Annotated in this window: 11 protein-coding genes; 7 read left to right on the top strand and 4 right to left on the bottom strand. The window is 46.0% G+C overall.

Annotated elements, in window-relative coordinates; genetic code table 11:
* Positions 1–89 precede the first annotated feature (89 nt).
* Positions 90–983 (top strand): patatin-like phospholipase family protein, encoded by an 894-nt coding sequence (locus QMG91_RS21250; protein WP_281832012.1) that lies wholly within the window; start codon positions 90–92, stop codon positions 981–983.
* Positions 984–1,036: 53 nt separating this feature from the next.
* On the opposite strand, the gene QMG91_RS21255 is transcribed toward QMG91_RS21250, so the two are convergent.
* A complete protein-coding gene (locus tag QMG91_RS21255; protein WP_022611175.1) occupies positions 1,037–1,540 on the bottom strand; it encodes a GNAT family N-acetyltransferase in 504 nt (167 codons plus the stop codon).
* A gap of 102 nt (positions 1,541–1,642) precedes the next feature.
* Positions 1,643–2,581, bottom strand: a complete 939-nt coding sequence (locus QMG91_RS21260) for an endonuclease/exonuclease/phosphatase family protein (protein ID WP_281832016.1) — start codon at positions 2,579–2,581, stop codon at positions 1,643–1,645.
* Between the two features lie 126 nt (positions 2,582–2,707).
* Between QMG91_RS21260 and QMG91_RS21265 the strand changes: the two genes are divergently transcribed.
* Entirely contained in the window at positions 2,708–3,664 is a 957-nt protein-coding gene (locus QMG91_RS21265; protein WP_281832018.1) for a GlxA family transcriptional regulator, read from the top strand.
* A gap of 2 nt (positions 3,665–3,666) precedes the next feature.
* Here the strand turns inward: QMG91_RS21265 and QMG91_RS21270 are convergent, their stop codons facing one another.
* Complete coding sequence (locus QMG91_RS21270) at positions 3,667–4,449, bottom strand: SDR family oxidoreductase (RefSeq protein WP_004401047.1); 783 nt, start codon at positions 4,447–4,449, stop codon at positions 3,667–3,669.
* 2 nt (positions 4,450–4,451) lie between these two features.
* Positions 4,452–5,237 (bottom strand): enoyl-CoA hydratase-related protein, encoded by a 786-nt coding sequence (locus tag QMG91_RS21275; RefSeq protein ID WP_281832021.1) that lies wholly within the window; start codon positions 5,235–5,237, stop codon positions 4,452–4,454.
* A 324-nt stretch (positions 5,238–5,561) separates the two neighbouring features.
* Between QMG91_RS21275 and QMG91_RS21280 the strand changes: the two genes are divergently transcribed.
* From QMG91_RS21280 to QMG91_RS21300, 5 genes are all read left to right on the top strand, one after another.
* Positions 5,562–6,728: an acyl-CoA dehydrogenase family protein gene (locus QMG91_RS21280; protein WP_281832023.1), complete on the top strand. Its 1,167-nt coding sequence runs from the start codon at positions 5,562–5,564 to the stop codon at positions 6,726–6,728.
* Positions 6,729–6,759: 31 nt separating this feature from the next.
* The gene (locus QMG91_RS21285; protein WP_281832024.1) at positions 6,760–8,856 is read left to right on the top strand and encodes an acetate--CoA ligase family protein; all 2,097 of its coding nucleotides are present in this window, start codon (positions 6,760–6,762) and stop codon (positions 8,854–8,856) included.
* Positions 8,857–8,950: 94 nt separating this feature from the next.
* A complete protein-coding gene (locus QMG91_RS21290) occupies positions 8,951–10,633 on the top strand; it encodes a BCCT family transporter (RefSeq protein ID WP_281832025.1) in 1,683 nt (560 codons plus the stop codon).
* A 109-nt stretch (positions 10,634–10,742) separates the two neighbouring features.
* On the top strand, positions 10,743–11,588 hold the full coding sequence (locus QMG91_RS21295) for a 3-hydroxyacyl-CoA dehydrogenase family protein (RefSeq protein WP_281832026.1): 846 nt from the start codon (positions 10,743–10,745) through the stop codon (positions 11,586–11,588).
* A gap of 182 nt (positions 11,589–11,770) precedes the next feature.
* Positions 11,771–12,976 (top strand): MFS transporter, encoded by a 1,206-nt coding sequence (locus QMG91_RS21300; protein WP_281832028.1) that lies wholly within the window; start codon positions 11,771–11,773, stop codon positions 12,974–12,976.
* Positions 12,977–13,107: the final 131 nt, after the last annotated feature.

The raw sequence follows: 13,107 nt of genomic DNA on the forward strand, positions 1-13,107 counted from the left end.
GAAATTATCTAATTTATCAATAGCAAGCCCTGCAGTACTCTGTAAACGTGGTCAAATCAGCGTTTACAAAAGAATAAAGGTACTGTCGCATGGCTGAGTTAAGTGAAATATCGGGCAATAGAGCATTGATCGTTGAAGGTGGTGCAATGCGGGGGATATTTGCTAGCGGTGTTCTGGATGCCTTTCTGATTGACGATTTTATGCCTTACGATTTTGCCATTGGTGTATCTGCCGGTGCTTCCAACCTCATTGGCTATCTGGCTAAATTTCCCAAACGCAGTCAACGCGTCATCACTGAACTTGCGACCCAAAAACGTTTTTTCAATCCAACCAGATTTGTGCGTGGGGGAGACTTAGTGGATGTCAAATGGTTATGGGAGCAAGCGAATGCTCTTTATCCTGTTGATGAAGAACTTCTGTTTTCGTCTATCCCTATGTTCGCTGCGGTCACCAATGCCGTGACAGGAAATGCCGATTACTATCGTATAAAGCCGTCAAATATTGCAGATGTTATGGAAGCGACATCGGCACTACCAATTGCTTATCGCACCACGCCTTGCTTCTCTGGTGGATGCTACACCGATGGTGGCGTAGCGGACTCAATTCCGGTTCGAGAGGCTTATCGACGAGGTGCCAGAGACATTACCGTTATCCTGTCTCACCCCTTGTCCTACAACATGCCAGAGATGAAGTTTCCAAAACTGATGGACCAACTGCTAAAACGTTACCCAAACATTGCCGAGGCGATGAAGCAGCGGGCTAAAAACTATAACGCCTCACTGGATTTCATCCGTCAGCCACCGAAAGGCTGTGTTGTTCGTGTTATTGCGCCAGACGAGCATTTCAAAGTGGGTCGATTCACTATGAGAAAAAGTACGTTACTGGCTGGTTATGAGATGGGAATCGAAGCGGGTAAAGAGCATGTGAAAAAACGCTCGGGAGTGTTCGGTCTTTCGGAAGAAGACTGTCATTTCTGTGTGTAAGTAATCTAAATTCAAAAAAGCAGCGGTATAGCCGCTGCTTCATGTCTGCACTTTTAATTTTTGTGTGCTGGGTTGATACGCGCCATGTGGTAAACGTTGACGAATTCGCCATCTCTGAATGACGCATCGACTGCTTCGCCTTCGATTTCAAACCCGAACTTTTTATACAGAGCAATGGCGGGCTCATTGTCACAATTCACGTCCAGCTCTATGCGGCGAAGGTTCAGCCACTTGTCCGAAAGGTGAATGATGGTTTCTATCAGCTTACTGCCAATCCCTTTTCCGTGATAGTCGTCGTGAACGCCAAGCCCAAATCGACCGACATGCCTAAGCCGAGGGCGCTGCATGTGCTCAAAACCGATATTGCCCACCACCTTGCCATCTGCTTCTGCGACGTATGTATAAACGTGCTCAGGAATATTACTAATGCGTTTATGCCACATTTGCGGTGAAGGTAAAGGGAGCTGTAAGGTTTCACGATGTGCTTTTGGCTGGGTGTAAATCTCGCACAAAGCATCCACATCTTTTATTTCTGTTGGTCGGATTATAATTTCCATACTGCTCTCCTTTTTCTACATGTATCAGTTCATTTTTCTGCATCTTTTGAATGAATGAACAATCAACATACCGAAAAAAGTTAAGCAAAATCAATGGTTAATTTACATTTCTATCAAAGCAACAACAATGCCATGATCGCTGCTCATCGAATCTTCATCATATTCAGGTTGTACGAGATGTTTATCGAGGGTTTTATGCTGGATTTTTGCACTCGAAAACTCCTGGGATAGAAGAATATAATCCAGAACATTTCCGCTTTCTCCGTGATAGTGAGAAGGCTGGCGCGGGGTATCAAGTTTTGCAATCTGCCAGGAATCCTGTAAGTAGAGTTTCTGACTGTCACAGTCGGCAACATGATGTTGTGGTTCAATTAAACACTGAACGGATGGTGACCCTATGTTTTGGTTCATATCTCCCATCAGAATCATTGGACGTTTATTTTGAGCTTTGATTTGTCTAAGCTGATACCTCAGTGCTATGGCTTCATCGTTACGTTGCTGGCTAGACAGAACGGAACCAATATAGTCACTCGTGTAGCGAGAATAATTCGCCCCTTCATTTTCGAGTTCCATTGGGCGCTGAGATTTTAAGTGGACAACTACAACGTCGATCAAACCCAGCTTAGGGTGACGGACTGTGGCGTGAAGTGGCATTCTCGAATACCTGACACTGGAATCAAACCCAAGTGCTTTCCGAACATGCTTGTCTATTCTCAACCCGGAACAGGAATGGATGGGAAGTTTAGATGCCAACCCAGTGACGGGGCTGAAATACACGTAATCACTTTCTACAGCCGGAGTATCGACAGTTTTTAAATGAGAATAGCCCTGCCGTTTACATAGCTGAGCAAGTTCCCCAGCGCTGAATACTTCCTGAAAGCCAATAAGATCAGCGCATGTTTCACGAAGTACTTTTTCAGTCCAGTCGCATTTTCTTTGCCATTCGTCGCGGCTGTATATGTTATCGAACTCGTAAAACGCATTAGGTGGCACGATGAAGTTAAATAGGTTAAATGTCGCGACAGTTAAGGAAGATGTCATGGCTTGGAAAAGTACCTCTAATGTTTGTCGTATACCTAAGAAAACTCGCCGATTTTGCGAAAAGGTAGGTAACTTTGATTATCATGGCTAGCATTATTTATGGACGAATAACGCGTAATTAAGACAATGAAACCCAATGATGATGGTTCGATTACTCTCTCTTTTCTGCTCATTCCTGAGTTTGCGATGATAGCACTGGTAGCCGCCATAGAACCTTTGCGGATTGCGAATCGCATTGTTGGGCGCGAAATTTTCAAATGGGAATTATTTTCCGAAGGTACCGAGCCCGTTGCGGCAAGCAATCTACTCACTATTAACCAGTCATCTCAAATTAGTACTGACAATTTACCCAAGAATGTCTTTGTCTGTTCAAGCTTTCATCCACAAAATTATCATACGCAAAAAATCACGCGTTGGCTTAAACTGGCGTTTCGGTCAGGAGCAACCTTAGGGGCAATCGATACGGGGTGCTACTTTTTAGCAGAAGCTGGCGTGTTGCGCGACAGAAAAGTCACCTTACACTGGGAAGCCATTCCAGCGTTTTCTGAAGATTATCCTTCAGCAAAGATTTCATATGAGCTTTTTGAAATTGACGGAAATCTGATGACATGCGCAGGAGGCACATCTTCAATCGACATGATGCTTTTCATCATCCAGCAACAACTGGGACGAGATGTTGCCCTTCAGGTTTGCGAGCAGTTTATTCAAAGTAAAATTCGCCCTAAGTCTCAGAGCCAGCGGATAGATTTGGTTTCGCGACTCAATATTCATCATCCCAGGCTATTAAATGTCATTTCGATAATGGAAACGAATATTGATGACCCGTTGACGGCTGAAGAGCTTGCCGCGAAAACACATATCTCGGTCAGACAATTGCAGCGTCTTTTCAGGGCGAATTTTAACAAAACCATTTCGCGATATTATCTGGAACTAAGATTGGAGCGCGCTCGACATCTGTTGCGCGAAACTCGCCTGAGTATCTCAGATGTAGGGGCTGCGTGCGGATTCAATTCAGCCCCTCATTTTGCAACCAGTTACAAAAACTTTTTTGAAGTATCACCAAGTGAAGACAGAGACCAATGACTCTAAATCTGTGGTGATGCCCCAGTCAGATGCTCTCCTCCATCCTGGGCGAGGCAGATACCCGTTATATAAGACGCAGCCGGAGATACCAGAAAGGCAACTGCTTGTGCGATCTCTGACGGTTGCCCGATTCGCTTCAATGGCAACTGATTGATACCCGATTGAAGGTTGTCAAAGTCATACTGCTTAAGGGCTTCAGTATCTATGGTTCCAGGAGCAATGGCGTTAACCCTGATTCCTTTATCTGCCCACTCCCAGGCCAGTGTTTTGGTAAGGTTTACAACACCCGCTCTGGCGGCTGCGGCATGAGCCATTCCAGGAATTCCCTGTTCGAGACAAAGCACAATATTAACGATACTCAAATCTCGAATGGACGGTTTAGAGTGTTTGGCAAATGCCTGACACATATGAAAAGTACCTTGTAAATTCAGATCCAGAACAGACTTAAATCCATTTGAAGAGATATCGATGGCAGGTGAAGTAAACTGACCACCAGCATTGTTTATGAGAATATCAACACTAATTGATTTTTCTTCAAGCTGCCGGAATAGGTCTGCAACGGATTCCGCGTCTCGAATATTCACCTCGGCAGCGTGAGAGTCGATGCCTTCATCCCTAAGTTGATTTGCCGTGTTGTTAAGACGATCAATATCCCTCGCGGCAATGACAACCTTTGCTCCCAACTGTCCGATTAAACGCGCAATCTCAAGGCCGATCCCGCTGCCGCCGCCTGTGACTAAAGCGACCCGACCATCGAACAGCTTCTCACGAAATATATGCTTCATTGTTAACACCCCTTCCAGACGGGTTCTCGTCCTTCTGCAAAGGCGATTGCTCCTTCCTTTGCGTCCTCTGACCGAAGCATTTGACTGTAGTTTTTCAAACTGCCGCTTCGTTGTATTTCGAATGCGGTCTGAATATCATGGCGCTCAGAAATGGAAACCAACTCCTTAATGGCTCTTTGCGACAAAGGAGCCGTTTTGCGAATTCGTTCCGCAAGGGCCACCGCTGCACTCATTAATTCATCCGGTGAGACAACGTCATTAACCAGCCCCATAGAGTAAGCTTCAGTGGCATTGAGGCGCTTTCCTGTCAGCATCATCTCCATTGCAATTGCTCTGGGAATCCGTTCAGACAAGCGGAAAACGCCACCTGCATCAGGGACGATTCCAATTTGTCCTTCAGGGAGAAAGAACTGTGCGTTGTCAGACGCGATCACCAGATCGCAAGACAGAGCAAGCTCAAAACCTCCCCCTACGGCAAACCCGTTTACCGCCGCGATAACTGGCTTGGTTACATCAAAGTACTCAGTGATGCCCGCAAATCCTCCGGGACCATGGTTTTCATCGACGGCTTCTCCATTCAGAGCCGCTTTCAAATCCCATCCAGCGGAGAAGAATTTCTCTCCAGCACCAGTGACGATGGCCACCTCAAGAGAGTTGTCATTCTCGAACTGTTCAAACACTTCGTATATTTCCCGGCTAGTATGGCTATCAATTGCGTTTGCCTTGGGTCTGTCGAGTGTCACGATCAAGATATGGTTCTGTTGCTGTATTTTTATAGAAGCAGTCATCCTTACTGTCCTTATAGTCCATTCCATCTGTCGGACCTGATTTGGTCTCGAAACTCTTTCTGGCTCTGAAAAAGAACAGAGCCTTCAGAAAGTAAACCTCAGTCAACAAAAGAACTGTTTCATTCAGGTGACATAAACCTTCATCTCTGCGCCATATCAATGGCATTGACTAATGGCTACCCCTTTAATGTTTTCTTGTCACCAATTTAAAAGAACATGTCGTTTATTAGTAAACAGACACCTAACACTCTCCGATATCGTTAACAAATGGTTAACCACTTTGAAAATAAAACTTAACTTAAATCGACTTAGAGGCACACAGGAATGGACTTCAACCTCAGCAAAGAACACTTAGCATTACAGACAAAAGCAAAAGAATTCACAGAACAGGTTCTGTTTCCACATGAATTAGAGTGTGAAGAAAATGATGGCATCAGTAAGGAAACCCACGAAGAGATAAAAAAACAAGTTGTGGAATGGGGATTTAATGCTCCAAATCACAGCCGGGAAGACGGCGGGCAGGAATTTAGCATTTTTGAACAGACTCTTCTCAATGAACAGTTGGGAATGGCAACGGGTGCGATTTGGGATGCACTTTGGTATCCGTCATATCCGATGAAATTTGCCAGCCAGGAACAAAAGGAACGGTATCTAATCCCTACCTGTCAGGGTAAGCGTCGCGATGCTTATGCCATCACAGAAGCCGATGCTGGCTCTGATCCCCGTCAATGTGCGACCAGAGCAGACAGAGTCGACGGTGGCTGGGTTATCAATGGCGAAAAGTGGTTCGTTACCTTAGGAGACATTGCCGACTACATACTGGTTCATGCTCATGTCGACGGGGATCCGGACAAACCTACCGTATTTTTTGTCGACAAAGACCTACCCGGGGTCGAAGTAAAAAGAACCCCTCTCTACACCCATCACTTCGCCTTTGAGCATCCAGAATTCGTTTTCAAAGATGTTTTCCTCACCGACAAAGAAATGCTGGGAGAGGTGGGTCAGGGCTATGAATTAACAAAGGACTGGTTTGTTGAAGCCCGGCTGGGTATCGCGGCTCGCTGTGTGGGAGGTGCTATTCGGGCAGCCGAAGAGGCTAACCAGTTTGTTGCTGGTCGGCAGCAATTCGGTCAGCCGCTTAGAGACTTTCAGGCAATTGAATTCATGCTGGCTGATATTGCAGTAAAAATCATGGCAGCGAAGTCGATGCTCTATCGTTTGAGCTGGGAGATCGACCAAAGCGACGATCGCAAAATGAAACATGCCCGAGCCGCAGCACTGAAGCTTCACTGCTCCGAGATGGTTGGTCAGGTTTGCGATACCGCACTCCAGATAATGGGGGGCAGGGGATACATGCGAGAACAGCCCGTTGAGCGCTTGTGGCGCGATACGCGAGTTGACCGTATCTGGGAAGGCACATCAGAGATTCAGCGAGTCATTATTGCTGGTCAGATAAAAAAACGTGGTTTGGGTGTTTACACCCGCTGGTAACAGATATTCAGAATAGAAGTGAGTTTTACTGATGACCAGAGTCGAAAATATTCAACGCTTGCTGTCGCCTAAATCCATTGTTTTTATTGGCGGTCAAAACCTAACGCAACCGCTGGAAAACATTAGAACCAGAGGGTTTGATGGTGACGTGTGGGTGGTCAACCCAAAATATAGTGACGTCGCGGGTTTTCCTTGTTATCGATCGATTTCGGAACTGCCTGGATCTCCCGATGCTGCTTTTGTTTCGGTCAATGCAGAACTGAGTGTGGAAGTTGTTTCCCTTCTGCGATTGAAAGGGTGCGGAGGCGTAGTCTGCTACGCGGCAGGTTTTGCAGAAGCAGGATCTCGCGGGGAACGGCTGCAGGAAGAGCTTGTTCGTCAGGCTGGCGATATGGCAGTAGTGGGACCCAACTGCTATGGTCTGCTGAATTTCACTAATGGTGTGACACTGTGGCCGGATCGTGTTTGCGGAGACAATGCCGACAGCGGTGTTGCGATCATTAGCCAAAGTGGAAATGTTGCCCTCAATCTGACCATGAACGAACGTTCGGTGCCCTTTACTCACGTGATAAGTGTCGGAAATCAGGCTGTTATGGACGTCTGCGATTTTGTGACCCCTTTGTTGGATAATCCCAAGGTTCGTGCCATTGGGATCTATCTGGAAGGTCTTAAAGACGTTTCAGCTTTCAGCAAGGTTGCAATCCGGGCCGCGACAAAAGGGGTTCCACTGATTGTCTTCAAGGCGGGCACATCAGATGTTGGAACCCAGCTGACCATGAGCCACACCAGCTCTTTGTCTGGTTCAGATGACATGTATCAGGCGATGTTTGAACGCTTAGGGGTGATTCGGGTGTATTCCCTGTCTGAGCTTTTGGAGACGTTGAAGATTGCGTCGATCTGCAAACTCCCTCGGACTCAGAGAGTGAGCGCGCTGACCTGCTCTGGTGGCGACAGTACAATGCTTGCAGACCGTCTGGATAAGCACGATGTTCTCTTACCCGGGCTCAGCCAAGCCCAAATAGCCGATCTCAACAGTTTGCTGCCAGAGTTTGCCAGTATCTCCAACCCTCTTGATTACAATACCGCGATCTGGGGAGACAGAGAAACCTGCACTAAAGTGTTTAAGACCGTGATGTCGGGAGACTTTGATGTTTCGATTCTTATGCTTGATTTTCCGGATCAGAGCAGCGAGAACATGACTGAATGGAACATTACCGTCGATGCCCTTATTGATGCCCACCTTGAGGTACAAAAAACCACTGTTGTCATTTGTAACCTCAGCGAGCTGCTTCCTGAAAATATTCGCAAACGCCTGATTAATGCAGGTATTGCTCCGCTTCAAGGGCTTCAGGATGGGGTCTCAGCACTGGCAAATCTTATTGGTTACAGCCAGAAAAGGCAGGCACTTCTGAAACAAACTCCATCAGATACCCTCGTTCTGAGAAAAGCCTCCTCTTTGAATGGAATCAGTGAGTCACTTAATGAGTGGGATTCCAAACAACTTCTTCGCAAATATGGTCTCTCAATACCCCTTGGGAAATCGTGTGCCTTGGAGGAAGTGTCTGAAGCTTCTGAGAAGGTTGGATTCCCGGTTGTTCTAAAAGGTGTGAGCGAAAAACTAATCCATAAAACCGAATCAGGCGCGGTCGCTTTAAATCTTACAAGGGCAGTGGATTGCGAAACCGCCGCCAATACGATGGCAAATCGTTTAAACCAATGCGGTATTGCTGACTATCAGTTTATGGTCGAACCCATGATCAGAGACACGGTCGCAGAGATGATTGTCGGGTTAAAGCGAGACGAACAATTCGGGCTGGCGCTGGTGGTAGGAAGTGGTGGAATTCTCGTCAATCTGATTCACGACAGCAGGACCCTGCTGCTTCCTACGAATCAAGTCGAGATAGAAGAAGCTATTAAATCACTCAGAGGAAGCCAGCTCTTATACGGATACAGAAATCAGAAGACGGCAGATATTGAAGCTCTGATTGATGCGGTTATGGCAGTAAGCGAATTTGCCATGGCGCATTGGGATCAGATCGAAGAAGTGGACATTAACCCCATTCTCGTGCGACCGGCGGGAAAAGGTGTTGTCGCTGCCGATGCGTTTATCAAGTTGGTCATGAAATAGAAGGAAAGCATATCCGATGCCATAGCGTCACCCAGAGAGCAAATGGATAGAGCTCTGTGTACTTAATAGTAACGAACTAGAAATGGAGATTCTTATGACAAATCATAGCGAAGCAAATGAAAACACGGATTCAAACTCTCTGGCCATAGATGGCGCGATTCTATGGCCATCCGTCACGATCATACTGGCACTCGTACTGCCTCTTTCAATATTTCCTGAACAAAGCCGTGGAGTGGTGAATCAAATCTTCAGTTGGATCACTGGCGAATTTGGCTGGGCTTACCTGCTCACTGGTGTCAGTAGCTTTGTGTTTATGCTCTGGGTCGCGTTTGGTCCATTAGGAAAGATAAAACTGGGTGCCCCTGATGAAGTGCCCGAGTTCAGGAAATTGCCCTGGATAGCCATGTTGTTTTGTGGCGGTATTGGTATTTCTATCTGTAACTGGGCGTTTGTCGAACCTTTGTATTTCCTTTCCTCACCACCGTTTGGCATCGAAGCCAATTCTGCCACTTCCGCGGAATGGGCAGCAATGTATCCGATGTTTCACTGGGGTGTTGTTCCTTGGGCTCTGTATTTACTGCCCGCGCTGCCTGTTGGTTACGTTCTTTACGTTCGTCGGGCGAAAGTGTTGAGATTAAGTGAAGCCTGCCGAGGCATACTGGGAAGCAAAGTCGACGGTCCGATTGGTAAAATTATTGATGTCATTGTCGTTTTTTCAATCGTAGGCGGTGTAGGCACTTCGTTGGGTCTTTCCGTACCGCTTGTAGCTCAATTGTTTGAGGCGATTTTTGAGGTCGAAAATTCGTTTTTACTACAAATGTTTATATTGGCGCTTTGGACCTTGTTAATTGGCTGGAGTGTGTATAAAGGTCTCAACCGAGGCATACAAACATTGTCCAGCGTCAATGCGATACTGGCTTTTGTTTTGTTGGTATTCGTGCTGTTTGCTGGTTCTACCGTATTTATACTCAACCTCTGGTCGAACAGCTTTGGGTTATTCCTAAACAATTTTCCAAGAATGAACTTCTGGACAGACCCGATTGCTCAAGGTGGTTTTCCCGAAAGCTGGACCATTTTTTACTGGGCCTGGTGGATTGCATACTCACCGATGATGGGACTTTTCGTTGCCCGAATTTCCAGAGGTCGAACAGTGAAAGAGCTTGTCCTTAATGGTGTCATCTGGGGAAGTGTCGGATGCTGGGTTTTCTTTGCAATCTGGGGTGGCTATGCCATTGACCTTGAAGTAAACCAGCAAATGGGGCTACAGAAAATACTGAGTGAACAGGGTATACCTGCAACCGTGGTTGCAATACTTAATACTCTTCCTTCCCCAACGATCGTGATATCAGTATTTACGCTTCTGTGCTTCATTTTTCTCGCAACGACAGTGGATTCCTCGGCATACATGTTATCTGCAATCAGCACTAAAGAGATTTCAGGCTATCAGGAACCCGCGCGCTGGAACCGTGTGCTGTGGACGTGCATTTTGGGTATTGTCGGTGTCGGTTTGCTATCGGTCGGAGGATTAAACGTCGTTCAGACATCAACCATTCTGGTGGCTCTGCCCATGATTCCGGTTCTGATCATTATGGTGATTTCTTTCTATCGATGGGCTTATCAGGACTTTCGAAGTGAGTTATCCGATAAAGCATTTTCGCACTGCTATAAAACTGGAAAAAACCATGTAGTCACGGCACATTCAGAAGTGACCGAGCAGAAATCTGAACTCGCTGGTGATCAAGTAAAAGTAGAGAGTTCGCCGGAAGTCAGAGCGTAAAAAGTAACGGATTCAATATTTACGTAGATCGGGATGCTCTGGGTTATTTCATTCAATGACTTCGAGTATCCAGAATTTAAGCCAGAGCTATGGAAGTTAAGGAGGAGTTATGGGCATGAAAACCGTCAGCGTGATCGGTGCGGGTCAAATGGGGCAGGGTATAGCTCAGGTTTTTGCTATGGCTGGCTTCAACGTGTTGTTGAACGATCAAAATGCCGCAGCACTGGTGCAAGGTTTAGTATCGATAGAACAAAATCTTCGCCGGAGTGAAGAGAAAGGTCAGTTGGATGAGCCAAAGGAATTGATTCTCGGACGAATTGTGTCTGATGAGGACATCAATAAAGTACGAAATAGCGATGTCATCATTGAAGCGATCGCTGAAGATGAAGACTTAAAATACGCTCTTCTTCAGCAACTCGATCATATCTGCCCTCCCCACACTATCTTTGCCAGCAACACCTCATCAATTTCTATCACCCGCTTAGCCAGTAAGACGACACGACCTCATCAAGTAATTGGATTGCACTTTATGAATCCCGTCCCGAAAATGGAGCTTGTCGAAGTTATATCCGGCATCCATACAACCGAGCGGACTTCAGAGACAATCATTCAACTCATCAAAGATCTGGGAAAAACGGCGGTAAAATCGGCGGACAAGCCAGGATTTATCGTGAATCGCATATTAATACCAATGATTAATGAAGCCATCAGCGCACTCGATGACGGACTGGCATCGGCTCAGGAAATCGATAGATCAATGACGCTAGGTGCGGCTCACCCGTTGGGACCACTCTCTCTGGCTGATTTGATCGGATTGGATACCTGTCTGAATATCATGAATGTGCTTTACGACGGATTTGGAGACCCAAAATACCGACCAAGTCCTCTGCTGAAACAAATGGTAGATGGAAACCTTCTGGGCAGAAAATCGGGGCAAGGATTTTTTCAATATTAGGGTACGAAAAATCAGATTGTTTGAAACAACTGACCATTCTCAGCGCTCTTTTCCGTGAGCGTAAACAGAAGATAGTGTCTTGAAACACGTGTTTTGAGTAAGCTTGGGTATATACTCACTCTTACTCAAGTCATCGAATTACTTGAGCATATCCTCTAACAATGAAGTAGCCCGGTCAGAATATGGATCATTCTAAAGCAAATTCCAACAAGTCAGGAACTTGGAAAACACCTCATAACTTTTTAATTCTTGTATCAATCGTTGTGCCTATCGCTTTTTCAAGCTGGCAGGCATTGCTGAATAACTTCGTTATAGAAAAAGCAAACTTCACCGGAGCAGATATTGGTCTGTTGCAGAGTGTTCGTGAGATCCCAGGTTTTTTGGCGTTTACTGCCGTCTTTATTCTGCTTTTCCTGCGTGAGCAACGGTTTATTATTCTCTCTCTTATTATGTTGGCTGCAGGGACAGCGATCACTGGCTTTTTTCCTTCTCTTGCCGGGCTGTTGTGCACAACATTACTCATGTCTGTCGGTTTTCATTACTTCGAAACGCTGAAACAATCCCTTTCTCTGCAATGGTTGACCAAAGAAGAAGCGCCGGAATTCTTAGGTAAACTTATCTCGGTAGGGTCTTTGGCTGCGCTTTGCACTTATGGTGGTCTTTGGGTTGTGTTAGAGCTTATGGAGATGGAGTACAAGTGGGTTTACCTACTTGCAGGAGGAGCTGCATTAATCATTATCGCGTTTATCATGATGTCGTTTCCTGAGTTTGAATCTCATACTCAGCAGAATAAGTCTCTGGTTTTAAGAAAGCGTTACTGGTTGTATTACGCTCTGACATTTATGAGCGGCGCGCGCAGACAGATCTTTGTGGTATTTGCCGGGTTCTTAATGGTAGAGAAATTCGGCTACACTGCCGCAGAGATTACCCTCCTGTTCCTGGTTAACTATGCGTTTAACTGGCTGTTTGCCAAGAAAATTGGTCAGATGATTGCTCGTTTCGGGGAGCGAAATGCCCTGATATTTGAATACGCAGGTTTGATTTGTGTGTTTGTGGGTTATGCGTTTGTAGAAACTGCCGAATGGGCGGCTGCGTTGTACATCATTGACCACCTGTTTTTTGCATTTGCTCTGGCGATAAAAACCTACTTCCAGAAAATTGCTGACCCAGCGGATATGGCGTCAACAGCAGGTGTTGCATTTACGATTAATCACATAGCCGCCGTGGTTATTCCCGTCTCATTTGGATTCCTGTGGCTGGTATCCCCACCAAGCGTCTTTATGGTTGGGGCAGCAATGGCTCTGGTATCTGGAATCCTTTCTTTAAACGTTCCCGCCAAGCCAGAAGAAGGGAACGAAGTGCGCTGGGGACCAACACTTTCTCAGTGATATTGATGCCACTTTAGTGACTAAAACAGCAAAAACCAGTCTCAGAAATGGACTGGTTTTTTTATATCTCTAGATCTTTGAATTCGTTGACTATACTTAAGTATATATTTAGAGTACTAACCAATTTGTCA

The sequence above is a fragment of the Vibrio nigripulchritudo genome, from assembly GCF_027924785.1.
GTDB classification, from domain to species: Bacteria; Pseudomonadota; Gammaproteobacteria; order Enterobacterales; family Vibrionaceae; genus Vibrio; species Vibrio nigripulchritudo.